Raw genomic sequence first — 17263 nt, forward strand, 5'->3', positions numbered from 1 at the left:
GCTGCTGGTCCGGTCCGCAGCTGCGGACCGGACCGTCGACGACGGGGAGGAGAGACCGACGTGGCCAGTGACACCCAGGGCGACGCCCAGAGCACCGCGCAGGAGAAGCGCTCGCGCACGCCCAAGAACCCCGAGGGGCGGATGTCCCTCGGCGAGCACCTGCTGGAGCTGCGCAACCGCCTGGTGATCTGCGCGATCACCGTCGTGATCTTCGCGATCGTGGGCTGGTTCGTCTTCGACTGGGTGTACGCGCTGCTCGAGCGGCCCTTCCGCCTCGCCGAGGCGCAGGGGCTCCCTGCCTCGCTGAACTTCCAGGGCGTGGGCACCGGCCTGAGCGTGAAGCTGCAGATGTCCGCCTACGTGGGCCTGCTGCTGTCCTCGCCGATGATCATGCTGCAGATCTGGCTCTTCGTGATGCCCGGCCTGCACCGCACGGAGCGCCGGTACGCGATCGGCTTCTTCGGCACCGCGATCCCCATGTTCTTCCTCGGCTGCGCCGCGGGCTACTGGGCGATCAACCAGCTGGTGCCGGTGCTGCTCTCCTTCACCCCGCAGGGTGACACGACCGACCAGCTGATCCGGTACGACGAGTACCTCGCGATGCTGGTCAAGACCATGCTCGCCTTCGGCATCGCCTTCGTGCTGCCGGTGGTGATGGTGCTGCTGAACTTCCTCGGCATCATCCGCGGCAAGACGATGCTGAAGGCCTGGCGCTGGCTGATCTTCGCGAGCGTGCTGTTCACCGCCGTGATGGTGCCGACCCCGGAGCCCTTCACGCTGCTGGCGATGTCCGCGGCCGTGGCCTCCCTGTTCTTCGGCGCGATCGTCATCGCACTGATCCACGACAAGCGCCACGGCATCACCGGCGAGGAGTCCGATGACGGGCTCGCCGATGACGAGGCGAGCGAGATCGACGGGCCCTCGCGCCTGGACGAGGACGATCGGTGAGTCGACTCCGAGTGGGACTGCTGTCGAATCCGACGGCGGCCCTCGGCGCGGCACGGCGCACCGGCCGGCAGGTCGCGAACCTGCTGAGCCTCGCCGGGATCTCCGTCGTCGACCTCTCCGGGCCGTCGGCCCAGGTGGCGCGGGCCCGCGCCCTCGAGATCCGGGACACGCTGACCGCCCTCGTCGTCGTGGGCGGGGACGGCACCGTCTCCCTCGGCGCGGAGATCGTGGCGGGCTCGCCGGTGCGGCTCGGCGTGGTCCCCTCCGGCAGCGGCAACGACTTCGCGCGCGCCCTGGGGCTGCCGCTGAACGATCCCGAGGCGTCCACCCGGTCGCTGCTGCACGCCCTCTCGCGCCCCGCGGTGACCATCGACGCCCTCGAGATCACCGCCGCCGGCGAGCACTCCCTGCCGCACCGCTCCCTCGCCCTGGGCAACGTGAACCTCGGCTTCGACGCCCTCGTCAACGCCCGGGCCAACAGCTCCACCCGGGGGGCGTCCACCCGCTACACCGCGGCCGTGCTCCGGGAGCTCGCCGCGTTCTCCCCGTTCCCGTACTGGCTCGAGATCGACGGCGGGGAACGGATCGAGATCGATGCGACCCTGCTGACCGTGTCCAATACCGGTCTGTTCGGCGGGGGGATGCGGGTCGTCCCCGACGCGCGGGTCGACGACGGTCAGCTCGAGCTCGTGACCCTCGAGGGACTCTCCCGCATCCAGCTGCTGCGCTTCTTCCCCCGCGTCTTCCGCGGCACCCATACCTCCGTGCGGGGCTTCGCGACCCGCCCCGTGCGCGAGGCGACGGTGGGCCTCCGCCACGGGCGCGGCCTGCGCGCCTATGCCGACGGCGAGGCGCGCGCCCTGCTCCCGTTGACCGTCCGGGTGCTGCCCGGCGCCGTCCGTCTGCTGGCGGAGGTGCCGGAGCCGGGGGCCGAGGAGGCGAGCACCACCAGGAGGACCCGATGACCTCACCCGCGGATCGCTACGCCCGCTGGGCAGCGGAGAGGCGCGAGGCCGGTTCCGCCCTGAGCGACTTCACGCGGCGCTACGACTTCACCCTCGACGACTTCCAGCTGGAGGGCTGCCGGATCCTCGAGGCCGGCAGCTCCGTCCTGGTCGCCGCCCCGACCGGCGCCGGCAAGACCGTGGTGGGCGAGTTCGCAGTCCACCTCGCCCTCGCACAGGGCCGCAAGGTCTTCTACACCGCACCGATCAAGGCGCTGTCGAACCAGAAGTTCGGCGAGCTGGTGGACTGGCTGGGACATGATCGGGTGGGCCTGCTGACGGGCGACACCTCGATCCGGCCCGAGGCCGCGGTGGTCGTGATGACCACCGAGGTGCTCCGGAACATGCTCTACGCCGACTCGGACCTCCTGACGGACCTCGGCTTCGTGGTCATGGACGAGGTGCACTATCTCGCCGACCGCCTGCGCGGGCCGGTCTGGGAGGAGGTCATCCTCCACCTGGATCTCTCGGTGCAGCTCGTGGCGCTCTCCGCGACCGTCTCCAACGCGGAGGAGTTCGGGGCGTGGCTGCAGGAGGTCCGCGGGGAGACCGAGATCGTGGTCTCGGAGACGCGGCCGGTGCCGCTGTGGCAGCACGTGATCGCCGGCGAGGAGCTGCTGGACCTCTTCGTCGACGAGGCCGGTGAGGCGGTGGTCTCCCAGGGCCCCGGCGCCCGGGCGCATCGCGTGGTGAACCCCGAGATCGAGAAGGTCACCTCCTTCTCCCTCCCGGTCGACGAGCGCTCCGGCGGCCCGCGCGGACGCGGATACCGCGGGCGGAAGGGCACCAGCGGTCGGCACCGGCCCCGCGGCTCGGGTCAGCACGGCCGGCGCGGAGGCCGCGATCAGGCTCCCGATCGCACCCGAGCAGGAGGCGCTTCCTCGGCCGGCGACGGCCGAGGCGACCACCGGCAGGGCAGTCGACCCGACCGCGGGCACCGCGACGGCGGGCAGGACGGAAGGCCGCGGGGCGGGCGTCCGGGCGGCGGGCAGCGGCCGATGCGCCGCGCCGACGTCATCGCGCTGCTCGACGATGCGGCGCTGCTGCCCGCGATCGTGTTCATCTTCTCCCGTGCCGGCTGCGAGGGTGCCGTCCAGCAGTGCTCCCGGGCGCGGGTCCACCTCACCGACGAGCAGGAGCGCCGCCGGATCCGGGCGGTCCTCGACGAGCACCTCGCCGAGATCGGCCTCGAGGACGAGGAGGTGCTCGGGATCGAGGCCTTCCGGCGCGCCGCCCTCGACGGCTACGCCGCGCATCATGCGGGCATGCTGCCGCTGCTGAAGTCGGTGGTGGAGACGCTCTTCGCGCAGGGCCTGATCAAGGTGGTCTTCGCGACGGAGACCCTCGCGCTCGGCATCAACATGCCGGCCCGCTCGGTCGTGCTGGAGAAGCTGGTGAAGTTCAACGGGGTCGAGCACGCCGACCTCACCCCGGGGGAGTTCACCCAGCTCACGGGGCGGGCGGGACGCCGCGGCATCGACACCGAGGGACATGCGGTGGTGCTCGCGGGGCCGCACTTCGACGCCGCGGCCGTCGCCTCCCTCGCCTCCCGGCGCACCTACCCCCTCCGCTCGGCGTTCCGGCCGACGCCGAACATGGCCGTCAACCTGCTGGACCGCTTCGACCTGTCCCGCGCCCGGGAGACCCTCGAGACCAGCTTCGCCCAGTTCCAGGCGGACCGCTCGGTGGTGGGCCTCGCGCGGCGCGCCCGCGAGCTCGAGGACACCGCCGACTCCTATCTCGAGGCGATCACCTGCGAGCACGGGGACCTGCTCGGCTACGCGGAGATCCAGGAGCGCATCGCGGAGCGCGAGAAGTCCCTCTCGCGCTCCCGGGCCTCCGCCCAGCAGGACCGCACCCGGTCCGTGCTCGGCTCGCTCCGCCGCGGGGACGTCATCGCCCTGCCCGGCGGGAAGCGGCGCGGCTACGCCGTGGTGCTCGACGTGGACCGCACCGTGCTGGGCGGCCCGCAGCTCGACCTGCTCGACACCGAGGGCCGTCGCCGCAGCCTCCGCCCGGGGGACGTGCCCTCGCCGCCCGCCGTCCTCGACACCCTGCGCCTGCCGCGGCAGGAGGCGCTCGGCAGCGGGAAGGTCCGCAAGGACACCGCCGCCGCGCTGCGCCAGCGGCTCTCGGGCGCGGACGACGACGCGCGCCGCGAGGTGCGGCGCCGGGCGGAGAAGGTCCCCTCGAGCGCCGCGACCGACGAGACGCTGCTGCGGCTGCGGGAGGAGCTCGCGGCGCACCCGTGCGCCGCCTGCCCCGATCTCGCCGCCCACCTGCGCTGGGTCGGCCGCTGGCGCTCGAGCCGGCGCGAGCTCGAGGGCGTGCAGCGGCGCATCGAGGGGCGCACCAGCTCGCTGGCCCGGCAGTTCGACCGGCTCACCGACCTGCTCCAGGAGCTCGGGTACCTCGAACCCTCCGAGGACAGGTCCGCCGCCGAGCCCGATCTGCGCCCCACCCCGAGCGGGCTGCGGCTGCGCCGACTGTTCAGCGATCGGGACCTGCTCATCGCCCAGTGCCTCGAGCACGGGGCGTGGAAGGGCCTGGACGCCCCGGGCCTCGCGGCGGTGGTCTCGGCCGCGGTGCACGAGTCCCGCCGCGACGACCGCGCCCCCGAGGCGATCCCGGATCCCGCCGTGGACGCGGCGCTCGTGGCCTCCGCGCACCTCGCCCGGGAGCTGCAGGCCGCGGAATCCCGGCACGGCATCGAGCCGACGGTCCCCCCGGATCCGGCGATCGCCGGGATCGTGCATCGCTGGGCGCGCGGGGAGCATCTCGCCGCCGCCCTCGACGGCAACGACCTCCCTGCCGGGGACTTCGTCCGCCACTGCCGCCAGGTGATCGACCTCCTCGACCAGCTCGCCGAGGACCCGGAGCTCGGGGCGACCGCGCGCCGTGCGATCACGGCGGTGCGCCGCGGTCTCGTCGCTCAGGAGATCGACCGATGAGCGTTCTCCCAGGAGGACACGTCACCCTGGGGCCCGTGACCACGCCCGACACCGTCCCCGACGCCTCCGCGCCCGTGCTCTACACCGGCATCGTGCTGTACAGCACCGTCGACCCCGAGGCCGCGGCGATGCTGGTCGCCGACGGGCTGATCGCCTGGACCGGCCCGGAGGACTCCGCCGCCGTGCTCTTCCCCGAAGCAGAGCGCGTCGACGCGACCGGCTGCCTGCTCACCCCCGGCTTCGTCGACGCCGCCGCGACCGCCGACGGCTCGGCACTCGATCCCGCCGACGACGCGGCGGCCGCTGCCTCCGGGATCGTGCTGCGCCTTCCCGGGCCGACGGGGGAGCGGGACGGGATGCGCGTGATCGCCCCGGTCACCGAGAGTGCCGACTTCCTCGATCTGACCTCGTCGGGCACGCCGCTCGCCCTCGGCTCCGGCGGTGTCCCCGAGGCGGCGGATCCGTGGGACTGGCTGCGGGGCGCGACCCGTCGGCCGTCCGCGGAGCAGCGCATCAGCGATCGGGCCGCCTTCCTCGCCGCGACCCGCGGCGGTCGCCGCCTCGCCGGGGACCGCCACCCCGGGGATCTCCGCACCGGGCAGCCCGCGACATTCGTCGTCTGGGAACCGTGGGACCTCACCGTCCAGTCCAAGGCCACCGGCGTGGACTCGTGGTCCACGGACCCGCGCTCGCGCACGCCCCTGCTGCCCGACCTCGACCAGGGCAGCCCCCGGGCGCTGCGCACCGTCGTCGACGGCCGGATCGTCCACGATCTGCTCGGGCAGGGGCGCGGATGAGCGCGGCCGCCCGCACCGCCGCCGCGCAGGGGACCGCGGAGGCGACGCCCGACGAGGTCGACCCGACGCCCTGGCCCGTCGCCCTGCTGCTCGCGGCCCTCGGAGGGGTCTGCGCCCTGCTGGCCTTCCCTCCCTATGACCTGTGGATGCTGCTGCCGGTGGCGCTGGCCCTGTTCAGCGCCGCGCTGCTGGTGCGCACGGTGCGCCTCGCGGTGCTGGTCTCCCTCGTCTGGGGTCTCGCGTTCTTCGTCCCGCTGACCCAGTGGGCGAGCACCTACGCCGGGTGGATGCCGTGGATCGCGCTCGGCGTCTTCGAGGCGCTGTACATGGTGGTCTACGGCCTCGCCGCGCGCACCGTGATGGTGCGCCGCGGTCTCTCCCTGAGCTCGGCGATCGTCGTCGCCGCGCTGTGGACCGCGGTCGAGATGCTGCGCGGCACCGTCCCCTGGGGCGGACTGACCTGGGGATCGGCGGCCTTCGCGCTCGGCGACTCGCCCCTGCTGAACCTCGGCCCGTGGGTCGGCATGTCCGGCCTCGCCTTCGTGACGGCCCTGCTCGGCCAGCTGCTGGTGCACGGTGCCCTGTCGCTCCTCGGCCGGCGCCACCGGGGACTCGTCGGCTTCTCGGGGGTGTGGCCGCTGGCGATCGCGGTCGCCGCGGTGCTCGCCACGGTCCTCACCCCCTATCCCGCCAACCGAGCCCCCGAGGGCCGCCCGACGATGCGCATCGCCGGGGTGCAAGGCTCGATGGAACGCATCGACCCGGCGACCATGGCCATGCCCGAGGGAGTCTTCGAGAACCACCTCGAGACCACCTACCAGGTGATCGCCGGCGCCGAGGCGGACGGCACGGAGCTGGGGCTGATCGTCTGGCCCGAGGACTCCACCGGCTACGACCCGCGGCAGGATCCCTGGCTCGCCCAGCAGCTCGCCGCCGCCTCCACGGAGGCGGGCGCCCCGATCCTCATCGGCTCGCAGTCCGCGGTGGGGGAGACGCAGCGGATGAACGAATCGGTCCTCGTCACGCCCGACGGCAGCATGCCCTACTCCTATGCGAAGCGGCACCCGGTGCCCTTCGGCGAGTACGTCCCCTTCCGGAACTTCTTCCGCACCCTCACCGACAAGGTCGACCTCGTCGGCCGCGACATGATTCCCGGCGAGGAGGTGGGAGTGTTGGACCTCGGCGCCGTCGGGCAGGGCGAGGGGTCCGTCGGCGTGCTGATCTGCTTCGAGATCGCGTACCAGGACCTCGTCGGCGATGTCGTCGAGGACGGTGCCGAGGTGATCCTGGTGCAGTCCAACAACGCCCTGTTCGGCGACTCGCACGAGGCGATCCAGCAGCTCGCCGAGGCGAAGGTGATGGCCGTGGTCTCGGGGCGGAGCGTCGTGCACGTCTCCACCGTCGGGCAGAGCGCGATCTTCACCCCCGAGGGACGCCAGCTCGACTTCGTGGACCACTGGGACCAGGGAGCGGTCGTCGCGGACGTCCCGCTCCGCACCGGAACCACGCTCGCCGTCGCCGCCGGTCCGTGGATCGGCGTGGGGATCAGCGCGGTCGCGGTCCTCGGACTCCTCGGGGCGCTGTCCACTTCCCGTCGGGCGCTCGCGCGCCCCCGTCCGCGTCGATCCACCAGGACCTGAGCATGCACCCCTCCTCCGCCTCCCTGCCGCCCACCCTCGTCGTGATCCCGACCTACGACGAGCGCGACGCCCTCCCCGGGACCCTCGCCCGGCTCCGGGCCGCGGTGCCCGAGGCGCACGCGCTCGTGGTCGATGACGCCTCCCCGGATGGCACCGGGCAGTGGGCAGACCGGGCCGCGGCCGCGGACGATCACGTGCACGTCCTGCACCGCACGGGCAAGGAGGGCCTCGGCCCCGCCTATCTCGCGGGCTTCGCCTGGGGCCTCGAGCGCGGCTACGCGCAGCTCGTGGAGATGGACGCCGACGCCTCGCACCGTCCCGAACAGCTGCCGCGGCTGCTCGAGGGGCTGCGCCGCGGGGCGGACCTCGCGATCGGCTCCCGCTGGGTCACCGGGGGCAGGGTCCACGACTGGCCGCTGCGCCGCCTGCTGCTCTCCCGCGGGGCGAACCTCTACGTCCAGCTGGTGCTGGGCCTCGGGGTGCGGGACGCGACCGCGGGCTTCCGGGCGTTCCGCGCGGAGACGCTCGCCAGGATCGTCCGCGGCCGGGTCGCCTCGCAGGGCTACTGCTTCCAGGTGGACATGACCCGTCGGGCCCGCGCCGCCGGCGCCGTGATCGCGGAGGTCCCCATCGACTTCGACGAGCGCACCGAGGGCGCCTCGAAGATGTCCTCGCGGATCGTGCGGGAGGCGCTCGTGAAGGTCACCCTCTGGGGGGTCGCGCACCGCACCCAGCAGCTGCGCACGGCCCTGCGCTACCCTGGCCGCGCCCGCAGGTCCGTCACGGCAGCGAAGGGGGACGCACGATGACCAGCTCCACGGGGACCGGCTCCGAGCGTCCCGGACCGCTCCGCTCCCGCCTCGGCGTGCTCGTGCCGGTGGGCATCATCGCCCTCGGCCTGATCGAGCTCGCGCTCCTGATCGTCATCGGCGTGAACACGAACCTGTGGTGGCCCCTGGTCATCGTGCTGGTGGGAGGCATCGTGGCGGTCGCCCTCGTGGTCGCCGCGGGGCAGCAGTCCTTCGTGCGGCTGCGGTCGCTGTTCCGCGCCCTCGGTGGGCGCGGCGACGTGCAGAAGCATCTCTCCCGCCCCGCGTTCACTCTCCTGGCCGCGCTCTGCTTCGCCTTCCCGGGGGTGCTCAGCGACCTGATCGGGATCATCCTGCTGCTCACCCCGGTGCAGCGCCGCACCGTCCGGGCCATGGGCCTCTCCGGCGGCTCCGAGGGCGCCTCGCGCGTGCTCTACCGGCGCAGCACGGGCGGCGTGATCGACGGGGAGATCATCCTCGATGCGCAGCGGCCCGAGCAGGGGCCGGGCGGCCAGCGGCGCACCGGTGGCGAGGACGGCTCCACCCCGCCGGTCATCCAGCAGGACTGACCCTCCCGCGCCACAGGACCACACCTCACGACAGAGCCCCCGCACCGTCTCGGACGATGTGGGGGCTCTGCGGCGACGGCGGGGCCGTCGGGATCAGAAGTGGGTGCGCTGGTGCAGCTTGCCGGCGCGGAGCAGCGCGAGGCGCTGGTCGAGGAGCACCTGCAGGTCCTCCTCGCTGCGACGCTCCAGGAGCATGTCCCAGTGGGTGCGCACCGGCTTGCCGGGCTTCTCCTCGGGCTTCTCGTGGTCGCGGAGCACCGCGGTCGCGCCGCAACGGCACTCCCACACGGCCGGGACGTCGGCCTCGACGGAGAACGGCAGCACGATGTTGTGGCCGTTGGGGCAGTCGTAGATGGCCTCCTGACGCGGAGCGGCCAGCACGCCCTCGTCGGTCTCCATGGAGAGGGAGCCCAGACGGGTTCCTCGCAGACTACGGCTGTTCATGCGGTTCTCGCTTCCTGCCGGAAAGATGCTCCGGGCGGGGTGCCGCCCGGAAGGTCTGTGTCGGTCAACGCCGCACGGGCACGATCTGTTCCCGTTCCGGTCGGGGGACCGGTGCCCACGGCGGACCGTCGGTCACGCGCCGTCGGCCTGCCCGGAGAGGAGCCCCGAGAGCAGATCGACGCGATTGGAGATGATACCATCCACGCCGCTGACCAGCAGATCCCGCATGTGCTCCGGGTCGTCCACCGTCCACACGTGCACCTCGCAGCCGGCGCGGTGAGCGGCCGCGATGTTCGCGGGGGTGACGATGGGCACGCCCTGGTAGGTCTCCGGCACCTGGAGCGCGCCGAAGGGCCGCAGGATCCGGGCGATGACCCGGTCGGGCGCCTCGACGGCGCGGGCGGCGAGGAAAGCGGCGATCGTGGCGCGGCCGGGGGAGCGGACCGGGGTGACCCCGGTGGCGGCCTTCACCGTCGCGACGGCCTTGCGCGCCACGACGTCGTGGAAGCTGGTCAGGCAGATGCGGTCGGCGCTGCGGGTGCGGGCAATGGCCGCGACGGTCGGCCCGATGGCCTCGGGAACCTTGACGTCGACGTTGACCTGGACCTCGGGGAAGCCTCCGAGCACGTCCTCGAGCATGGCGAGCGGCTCCTCGCCCGCGAGGCGGATGGCGCCTGCCTCCTCGGCGCTGAGCTCCGCGATGCGGCGGGGGTCCCCGGCGATCCGCTGCAGATCGGGGTCGTGGACGGTCAGCGCGAGGTGGTCCGCGGTGGCGCGCACGTCGGTCTCGAGGACGTCGGCGCCCGCGGCGATCGCGCGCTCGAAGGCCCCGAGGGTGTTCTCGGCGCCGTCCGCGACGAGCCCCCGATGCGCGATCCGCCGCGGCCGAGGCCCGGGCAGGAAACGCGAGTCCGGTCGCCCCTCAGGGCTGTTGCTGATCGATGAGGGCATCCTCTGCCTCCTCGTCCTGGCCTCGGCGTCGCGCACGGGCGACGGTCCGGGGCGGTTTGCTGGTGCGGGTCCGACGGGGGCGGCCGCGGCTCGTGCTCTGTTCGCTCGAGAGCTCCGTCGCGGAGCCCCCAGACGCCGCGACCGTGGCCGGGGCGGGCTCCGGCACGGTCGGGGTCGTCCCCGGGGCGGGTGCCGACTCGTCCGCGGGACCGGACCTCTCGGCGGCGACGGCGTCGCGCTCATCCTGCAGTCGGCGTCGCAGGACGTACACCAGCGCCGCGGGGAAGAAGATCGCGAAGAGCACCCACTGCACGGTGTAGGAGAGATGGGGGCCGAGCGAGGTGTCGGGAGCGGGCAGGGCGATCGGGCGGGCGGACTCCGGCTGCTCGGAATCGAGCACCGCGTAGGCACCGGTGATCATCTCGCCGTCGAGGGGGAGGTCCGCGGCGATCTGCTGGGGGTTGATCGAGTGGACCTGGCCTTCGGGGCGCTCACGATCCAGGACCCGCTCGGCGGGCCGCACCCGGGCGGTGAGGGTGAGCTCTCCCGCGGGGACGGGGGCGGGGTCGTCGGGCTGCGAGGCGGAGTCCTGGGAGTCGACCCAGCCGCGCACGATCAGCAGAACGGTGCCGTCCTCGGCCCGGAAGGGGACCAGTTCATAGAAACCGGTGGCGCCGCCGTACTGGCGGTTGCGGACGTAGAGCACGCAGCCCGGGTCGGTGCAGTACTCGCCGCGGAGCTCCACGCGCTGCCAGTCGTCCTCGGCCGCGAGCGTGCTGCCCGGGGTGGGCAGCAGCCGGGAGAGGGCGACGGGATCCGCGTCGTAGTTGGCCTCGATCACGGCGGCCTCGGCGCGGCGCTCCTCGAAGCGGTGCCACTGCCAGCGGCCGAGGCCCAGGCAGACGGTGGCGGCGAGGGTCACGAGGAGCAGACCGACGAGAGTCTCCCGGCTGAAGAGCACTCGGCGCCAGGAGACCCGCGGCGAGGCGTCGCTCCCCGCACTCGCCGTCGGGGGAGCGGGGCGCAGCGGACCGGTCATGGGGCGTCCGGCGTGCGCGCCTGGTCTCCCTCGATCGCGGTGACGGCTCCCAGGTGCCCGGAAGCCTCGGTGAGCACGCCGATGAGGTCGTCGACGGCGAAGTCGACGAGCCGTACGAAGACGATCGCGGTGAGGGCGGCGAGGACGAATCCGAGGGCCGTCACCGTGATCGTCATGCCGAGGCGCAGGCGCGGACGCCGCTTCTCGGGCTTCGCCGGCGGGAAGCCGTAATCCTCGTCCTCGAGATGGTTCTGAGACCACATCCCCGGGTTGAGGACGGAGACAGGGTAGGTGTCGACGCGAGCCCGGGGGCGGGCACCGCTCGCAGGAACGTCGACGGAGTCCAGCAGCGGCGGTGCGGTGCGGGCGAGGGGCTCGTCCGGCAGCCACAGCCGCCATCCCGCCGGCACCGGCCCCCACTCGTGCGGGGGCCGGAAGCCGTCCGGAGGGGTCCACCCGTCATGCGGGGGCTCCGGCCAGTTGGGCGGGGGGTTGAAGCGCGGACTCACGCAACGACGTCCCAGGTGTACTCGTCGGTCCAGTTGTTGTAGACGAGCTTGTTGCCACCGGCCCGCTGCACGTCGTACAGCAGGATGTAGGTGTAGGTCTCCCCGGCCTTGAACGGGTAGAGGCTGTCGTAGTCCCGGCCGTTGTCGGCGAGGGCGTAGGTCTCGATGGACTCGCTGACGGTGCCGCCGTAGGGGGTGTTCAGCTCCCAGTAGAAGGACGGGAAGTCCATCTCGCCCTCGGTGACCTCGATCTGCGCGGTGACGACGAGGTACTCGCCGAACTCGGCGGGCTCGATGGTGCCGCCGTAGCTGCTGGGCAGGTTCTCCGCGGTCTGCCACTGCATGTGCACGGTGACGTTCGCGGTGCCGGTGTCGCTGATGACCTCCTGGGTCTGGGCGCCCTCGGCAGGCATGGTCGGCACGGGGGTGGTCGGATCGGGGGAGACGTACTCCTCCTCGTCCTCGGTGGTCTCCTCGTCGGTGGGCTCCTCCTCCGTGGCGGTGGGGTCCTCCTCGACGGTGGTCTCCTCGGCGGTCGTCGTCTGATCTCCGCCGCCGCCGGCCTCGTCGTTCCCGCCCCGCGTGAACAGGACGATGCCGACGATGGCCGCGATCAGAGCGAACACGAGGACGAGGGCGATGCAGCCCACCCACCAGAAGCGGGCGATGACGCCCTTCTTCGGCGCCTCGTTCGGGCCGGTCGTGGCGGTCCAGCCCCCGGGCGACGTGGCCGGCGAGCCCTGGCCGAAGGCCGGGGCGGCGTAGTCCGACGCGGAGCCCTGGCCGTAGCCGGCGGGGGACGCCTGCCCGTAGCCGGCGGGCGAGGCCTGGCCGTAGCCGGCGGCCTGGTCCTGTTGCCCGTATCCGGCGGGGGAGGCCTGGCCGTAGCCGTCGGCGGAGCCCTGCTGGCCGTAGCCCGACGAGGACTGGTCCCCGTAGCCGCCCTGCTGGCCGTATCCGTTGGTCATGCCGCCATCCTGTCCGTAAGCCGGCGCCGCGGCCGCCGCATCCTGTCCCTGCTCGGCCGGAGCGGAGCCCTGCTGCTCGGCGCCGGTCGCGGTCTCGTACGGGGCCTGCTGGGCGAGGTCCGCCTGCAGATCGGGTCCCTGGTACTCGGCCGTCTCGCTCGAGCTCGTGGCCGACGCCTCGGTGCCGTCGGCTACCTGCGCCTGCTGATCGGTGCTGGCGACGTGGGTGGCGTCGTCATCGAGGACCGGAGCGGCTGCGGCCTGCTGATCGGTCCCGGCGATGTGGGTCGCGTCGGCATCGACGAGCGCGGGCTCCTCCGCCGACGGCAGCTCGGACTCGGTTCCGGTCGCCTCGGCGCCGGCACCGGTCTCGGCGTCGGTGGCCAGCGGTTGCTCGTCACGGGGCTCCCCGCGATGGGACCCGGCATAGGCGGCTGCTCCGGCTCCGACGGCCCCGGCGCCCACGGCTCCGGCGGTCGCGGCCGACGCGGGAGCGGAGTCCTCGGTGCCCGAGGTGCTCTCCTCGACCGGAGCGGACGGCTCCTCGGCCACCGCGAAGTCGGAGGAGGACGCGTCGGACGCGAAGGGGGCAGCGGACGCAGATCCGGTGCCGGATGCGGACCCGGACGCCGACGAGCCGTAGGCGTCCGCGGCACCGGCGTAGCTCCCGGTGTACTCGGGGGCGGCCGCGGGCGCGGAGTCGGTGGGCTCCTGGGAGCCGAACGACGCCTGCTCGGCGGGGAGGGCCTCGCTCTGCGGGGCGATCCCGGATTCCGCGGAGGGATCGTCCTGCGCGGTCCCGGTCTGCTCCTGCGCGGTCCCGAGCGGCGGGTCCTCGGCGGCGGGAGCCTGATCCTCGCCGCTCGGGGCGACGGAACCCACGGAGACGATCCGCGTGGCGTCGTCCTGCTCCTCGACGGCGTGCGCGGGAGCCGCGTCCTCGGCGAGCGGGGCCTCCTGGCCGGTGGCGCTCGGCTCGTCGGCGGGAGCCATGGGCTGCTCGGCGGGAGCCTGCTCAGCAGGGGCCTGCTCGACGGACGCCTGATCGGCCGGGGCGGCCTCGCCCTCGACCCAGAAGTTCCAGCCCTCGGGGGCGGGACCCCACGCCGGATCCGGCTGCCACCCGGGCGGCGGGGTCCAGTTGGGATCGTCGATCTGCCAGTTCGGCGGAGGATTGAATCGGTAGGCCATCAGGCAGCACCTTCCAGAGGCTGTATCCACGGACGGGCTTCCCCCAAGAACCCCGACACTCTCTCGCACCGTATCGTAGAGCACACTGCGCCGCGGGAGATGCATCCCCGAAGCGTGCCGAACGATGCCGACCAGCAAGGAGCCCCCGATGTCCGACGCCCCCCACGAGCCCCGCAGCGTCCTGATCACCGGCGGCAACCGCGGCATCGGCCGCGCCATCGCCGAGGAGTTCCTGCGCCGCGGCGACCGGGTGGCGGTCACCAGCCGCTCGGGCGAGGGCGGTCCCGAGGGGGCGCTCACGGTCGCCGCGGACGTCACCGACGGCGCCTCCCTCGATGCGGCGATCGGCGCCGCCGAGGCGGCGCACGGCCCGATCGAGGTGCTCGTGGCCAATGCCGGCATCACCGACGACCAGCTGCTGCTGCGCATGAGCGATGCGTCTTTCGAGTCCGTCATCGACACGAACCTCACCGGCTCCTTCCGCGTCGTCCAGCGCGTCATCAAGTCGATGGTGCGCAAGAAGAAGGGCCGCATCGTGCTGATCTCCTCGGTGGTCGGTCTCTACGGCTCGCCCGGTCAGGTCAACTACGCCGCCTCGAAGTCCGGGCTCGTCGGCATCGCCCGCGCCCTCACCCGCGAGCTCGGCTCGCGCGGCATCACCGCGAACGTCCTCGCCCCCGGCTACATCGACACGGAGATGACCCAGGCCCTCTCCGAGGATCTCCAGGCGTCCTACCGCAAGGCCATCCCGGCGGGCCGCTTCGCCGATCCGGCCGAGGTCGCCCGAGTCGTGTCCTTCCTCGCGAGCGATGACGCGGCCTACATCTCCGGCGCCGTCATCCCCGTCGACGGCGGCCTCGGCATGGGACACTGAGTCCGGCCCTCGACCGGCCCTCCCATCGAACGAACGAAGGCGTGAACGCAGCCCCATGTCATCCTCGGACCCCGACAGTCGCCTCCTGCTCCTGATGCGTCACGGCAAGGCCGACAGCGGCACCGGCGTCGCGGACCACGAGCGTCCCCTCGCCGACCGCGGCCGGTCCCAGGCCCAGCTGGTCGGGGAGTACCTCGAGTCCCAGAACGTGCACGTCTCGCGGGTACTCGTCTCGGACGCCCTGCGCACCACCGAGACCTGGGAGGCGGTGCTCTCGGCGATGCCGTCCTTCGACGGCGAGGTGACCTTCCACGAGGACATCTACACCGGCGGCGGCCGCGAGCTCCTCTCCCTCATCCGCGAGGTGAAGGACGAGCACTCCGTGCTGCTGGTCATCGGGCACGAGCCGACGATCTCCTCGGTGATCTCGCATCTCGCCGCCGAGGACTCCGATTCCGGGGCCGAGGCGCAGGCCCGCATCGGCATGCCGACGGGGGCGATGGGAGTGCTGTCCGGCGCGCTGCCCCACTGGCAGGACCTCGACGAGGACGGGCTCACGCTGCACACCATCGTGCGCCCCTGAGGTCAGCGGGAGGCGGCGGCCTCCAGATGCGGCCACGCATCGAGCAGCGACTCGCCGTCGAGGATGACATCGGCCGCCTCACGCAGCGCGGGCTTCGCCCGGAACGCGATACCGGTCCCCGCCTCCTCGACCATCAGCCGGTCGTTCGCGCCGTCGCCCATCGCGACCACCCGCTCGCGCGGTAGCGCGTAGCGCTCGGCGAGCTCCAGCAGGGTGCGCCGCTTCGCTTCGCCGTCGATGATCGGACCGCTGACCCTGCCGGTGAAGCGACCGTCGACGATTTCGAAGCGGTTGGCGAGCACGTGATCGATGCCCGTCTCGGCGGCGAGGTGATCGATGATCTCGTGAAAGCCTCCGGAGACGAGAGCCGTCACCCAGCCGGCGGCCCGCGCCCGGGCCATCAGCTCGAGCGCGCCTGGCGTCGGCACGAGCACCGCCCGCACCTCGGCGAGCACCGACTCCTCGAGCCCTTCGAGCAGCGCCACCCTGGAGCGCAGCGACTGGGAGAAGTCGAGCTCCCCGCGCATGGCGGCGGTGGTGATCTCCTCGACCCGGTCCCGCACTCCTGCGTGCTCGGCGACGAGCTCGATCACCTCCTGCGTGAGGAAGGTCGAGTCGACGTCGGAGACGAGCAGGCCCGTCGCCGTGCGCACTGTCCCGCTCACGGTTCGATGACCGTGCCCTTGCCGATCACGGTGATCCCGGACTCGGTGACCACCCAGCCGCGGGCGCGGTCGGCGGCGGCATCCAGCCCGATCTGCGTGCGCGGCGGGATGACCACGTCCTTGTCGACGATCGCGCGGTGGATCTGGCAGTGCCGTCCGACGGTCACGTTGTCCATCAGCACCGAGTCGGAGACCGTCGACCAGGAGTTCAGCCGCACGCCCGGGGAGAGCACGGAGTTGGAGACCTGCGCACCGGAGATCACCACGCCGGGCGAGATCACGGAGTCCACCGCCGTCCCCACGCGGCCGGGGCCGGCGTGCACGAACTTCGCCGGCGGCTCGTTGCGGTGGCCGGTGAAGGTGGGCCAGTCGCTGTTGTACAGGTTGAACACCGGATGCACGGCGATCAGGTCCATGTGCGCGTCGTAGAAGGCGTCGAGGGTGCCGACGTCCCGCCAGTAGTCGCGGTCGCGGTCCGTCGAGCCGGGGACGTCGTTGCGGATGAAGTCGTAGACCGCCGCATCGCCCGCGGCGACGAAGCCGGGCACGATGTTGCCGCCCATGTCGTGCGCCGAGGAGTCGTCCTCCGCGTCGAGGGTCACGGCCTCGACCAGGGCATCCGCGTTGAAGATGTAGTTACCCATCGAGGCGAGGATCTGGGTGGGGTCGTCGGCGAGCCCCTCCGTCTTCGTCGGCTTCTCGACGAAGGCCTTGATGGTGGTCGGGTCCGCCGGGTCGGTCTCGATCACACCGAACTGGTCGGAGAGCTCCAGCGGCTGGCGGATCGCGGCGACGGTGCAGGACTTGCCGGAGGCGATGTGCGCCTCGAGCATCTGCGAGAAGTCCATCCGGTAGATGTTGTCGGCCCCGACCACGAGCACGTGCTCGGGCTTCTCGTCGCGGATCAGGTTGAGGGACTGCGCGATCGCGTCGGCGCTCCCGCGGAACCAGTGCTTGCCCAGGCGCTGCTGCGCGGGGACGGGAGCGACGTAGTTCCCGAGCAGGGAGCTCATCCGCCACGTCTGCGCGATGTGCTTGTCCAGGGAATGGGACTTGTACTGGGTCAGCACGACCACTCGGAGGTAGCCCGAGTTGACGATGTTGGACAGGGCGAAGTCGATCAGACGATAGATGCCGCCGAAGGGGACGGCAGGCTTCGCACGATCCAGGGTCAGCGGCATCAGCCGCTTCCCCTCTCCGCCGGCGAGGACGATGGCGAGGACCTTCTTGGAGGACATAATGCGAGGATAGTGCAGACGTGGCACCGGTCACGCCGGGATCGCGGACGTCGATCGACGGCGGGCGGTGCCGGTGGACCAGA

The 17263-nt window shown here is 72.6% G+C and carries 16 protein-coding genes; 9 read left to right on the top strand and 7 right to left on the bottom strand.

The genetic code is table 11. The features are described 5' to 3' along the window. The first annotated feature begins 60 nt into the window (after positions 1-60). The 7 genes from tatC to ACZCAH_RS02660 are packed head-to-tail and all read left to right on the top strand — an operon-like array spanning position 61 to position 8718. Positions 61-948, top strand: coding sequence for a twin-arginine translocase subunit TatC (gene tatC / locus ACZCAH_RS02630; RefSeq protein WP_464339583.1), 888 nt, complete (start codon positions 61-63; stop codon positions 946-948). Then, a complete protein-coding gene (locus tag ACZCAH_RS02635; protein ID WP_464339584.1) occupies positions 945-1913 on the top strand; it encodes a diacylglycerol/lipid kinase family protein in 969 nt (322 codons plus the stop codon). The genes tatC and ACZCAH_RS02635 overlap by 4 nt, the downstream gene beginning before the upstream one ends. Next, positions 1910-4903, top strand: a complete 2994-nt coding sequence (locus ACZCAH_RS02640) for a DEAD/DEAH box helicase (protein ID WP_464339585.1) — start codon at positions 1910-1912, stop codon at positions 4901-4903. The genes ACZCAH_RS02635 and ACZCAH_RS02640 overlap by 4 nt, the downstream gene beginning before the upstream one ends. Positions 4904-4938: 35 nt before the next feature. Further along, a complete protein-coding gene (locus ACZCAH_RS02645) occupies positions 4939-5700 on the top strand; it encodes a hypothetical protein (protein WP_464339586.1) in 762 nt (253 codons plus the stop codon). Next, positions 5697-7340, top strand: a complete 1644-nt coding sequence (lnt, locus tag ACZCAH_RS02650; protein ID WP_464339587.1) for an apolipoprotein N-acyltransferase — start codon at positions 5697-5699, stop codon at positions 7338-7340. Before ACZCAH_RS02645 ends, lnt begins: the two co-directional genes overlap by 4 nt. Positions 7341-7342: 2 nt before the next feature. Continuing rightward, on the top strand, positions 7343-8149 hold the full coding sequence (locus ACZCAH_RS02655; protein WP_464339588.1) for a polyprenol monophosphomannose synthase: 807 nt from the start codon (positions 7343-7345) through the stop codon (positions 8147-8149). Beyond that, the gene (locus tag ACZCAH_RS02660) at positions 8146-8718 is read left to right on the top strand and encodes an FxsA family protein (protein ID WP_464339589.1); all 573 of its coding nucleotides are present in this window, start codon (positions 8146-8148) and stop codon (positions 8716-8718) included. Before ACZCAH_RS02655 ends, ACZCAH_RS02660 begins: the two co-directional genes overlap by 4 nt. A 93-nt stretch (positions 8719-8811) precedes the next feature. On the opposite strand, the gene ACZCAH_RS02665 is transcribed toward ACZCAH_RS02660, so the two are convergent. From ACZCAH_RS02665 to ACZCAH_RS02685, 5 genes are all read right to left on the bottom strand, one after another. Next, positions 8812-9162: an RNA polymerase-binding protein RbpA gene (locus tag ACZCAH_RS02665; RefSeq protein ID WP_329746680.1), complete on the bottom strand. Its 351-nt coding sequence runs from the start codon at positions 9160-9162 to the stop codon at positions 8812-8814. A 132-nt stretch (positions 9163-9294) separates the two neighbouring features. Continuing rightward, a complete protein-coding gene (locus ACZCAH_RS02670) occupies positions 9295-10113 on the bottom strand; it encodes a glycerophosphodiester phosphodiesterase family protein (RefSeq protein ID WP_464339590.1) in 819 nt (272 codons plus the stop codon). Next, positions 10085-11152: an SURF1 family cytochrome oxidase biogenesis protein gene (locus ACZCAH_RS02675; RefSeq protein ID WP_464339591.1), complete on the bottom strand. Its 1068-nt coding sequence runs from the start codon at positions 11150-11152 to the stop codon at positions 10085-10087. The genes ACZCAH_RS02670 and ACZCAH_RS02675 overlap by 29 nt, the downstream gene beginning before the upstream one ends. Then, the gene (locus ACZCAH_RS02680; RefSeq protein WP_329746683.1) at positions 11149-11562 is read right to left on the bottom strand and encodes a hypothetical protein; all 414 of its coding nucleotides are present in this window, start codon (positions 11560-11562) and stop codon (positions 11149-11151) included. The genes ACZCAH_RS02675 and ACZCAH_RS02680 overlap by 4 nt, the downstream gene beginning before the upstream one ends. A gap of 95 nt (positions 11563-11657) precedes the next feature. Beyond that, entirely contained in the window at positions 11658-13820 is a 2163-nt protein-coding gene (locus tag ACZCAH_RS02685) for a hypothetical protein (RefSeq protein ID WP_464339592.1), read from the bottom strand. Positions 13821-13968: 148 nt separating this feature from the next. Between ACZCAH_RS02685 and fabG the strand changes: the two genes are divergently transcribed. Both fabG and ACZCAH_RS02695 read left to right on the top strand, forming a co-directional pair. Further along, positions 13969-14694, top strand: a complete 726-nt coding sequence (gene fabG / locus ACZCAH_RS02690; RefSeq protein ID WP_464339593.1) for a 3-oxoacyl-ACP reductase FabG — start codon at positions 13969-13971, stop codon at positions 14692-14694. 55 nt (positions 14695-14749) lie between these two features. After that, a complete protein-coding gene (locus ACZCAH_RS02695; RefSeq protein ID WP_464339594.1) occupies positions 14750-15277 on the top strand; it encodes a SixA phosphatase family protein in 528 nt (175 codons plus the stop codon). A gap of 2 nt (positions 15278-15279) precedes the next feature. On the opposite strand, the gene serB is transcribed toward ACZCAH_RS02695, so the two are convergent. Together serB and glgC are read right to left on the bottom strand one after the other, a co-directional pair. After that, a complete protein-coding gene (serB, locus tag ACZCAH_RS02700; protein ID WP_464339595.1) occupies positions 15280-15942 on the bottom strand; it encodes a phosphoserine phosphatase SerB in 663 nt (220 codons plus the stop codon). Continuing rightward, positions 15939-17180, bottom strand: a complete 1242-nt coding sequence (glgC, locus tag ACZCAH_RS02705; RefSeq protein WP_464339596.1) for a glucose-1-phosphate adenylyltransferase — start codon at positions 17178-17180, stop codon at positions 15939-15941. Before glgC ends, serB begins: the two co-directional genes overlap by 4 nt. Positions 17181-17263: the final 83 nt, after the last annotated feature.

The sequence above is a fragment of the Brachybacterium sp. B718/18 genome (genome assembly GCF_055454375.1).

Bases quoted from the DNA above. Each gene is read 5' to 3' on its own strand.
- ACZCAH_RS02640 (WP_464339585.1), top strand. From the start codon at position 1,910: ATGACCTCACCCGCGGATCGCTACGCCCGCTGGGCAGCGGAGAGGCGC.
- lnt (WP_464339587.1), top strand. From the start codon at position 5,697: ATGAGCGCGGCCGCCCGCACCGCCGCCGCGCAGGGGACCGCGGAGGCG.
- ACZCAH_RS02655 (WP_464339588.1), top strand. From the start codon at position 7,343: ATGCACCCCTCCTCCGCCTCCCTGCCGCCCACCCTCGTCGTGATCCCG.
- ACZCAH_RS02660 (WP_464339589.1), top strand. From the start codon at position 8,146: ATGACCAGCTCCACGGGGACCGGCTCCGAGCGTCCCGGACCGCTCCGC.
- ACZCAH_RS02665 (WP_329746680.1), bottom strand. From the start codon at position 9,162: ATGAACAGCCGTAGTCTGCGAGGAACCCGTCTGGGCTCCCTCTCCATG.
- ACZCAH_RS02670 (WP_464339590.1), bottom strand. From the start codon at position 10,113: ATGCCCTCATCGATCAGCAACAGCCCTGAGGGGCGACCGGACTCGCGT.
- ACZCAH_RS02675 (WP_464339591.1), bottom strand. From the start codon at position 11,152: ATGACCGGTCCGCTGCGCCCCGCTCCCCCGACGGCGAGTGCGGGGAGC.
- ACZCAH_RS02685 (WP_464339592.1), bottom strand. From the start codon at position 13,820: ATGGCCTACCGATTCAATCCTCCGCCGAACTGGCAGATCGACGATCCC.
- fabG (WP_464339593.1), top strand. From the start codon at position 13,969: ATGTCCGACGCCCCCCACGAGCCCCGCAGCGTCCTGATCACCGGCGGC.
- ACZCAH_RS02695 (WP_464339594.1), top strand. From the start codon at position 14,750: ATGTCATCCTCGGACCCCGACAGTCGCCTCCTGCTCCTGATGCGTCAC.
- glgC (WP_464339596.1), bottom strand. From the start codon at position 17,180: ATGTCCTCCAAGAAGGTCCTCGCCATCGTCCTCGCCGGCGGAGAGGGG.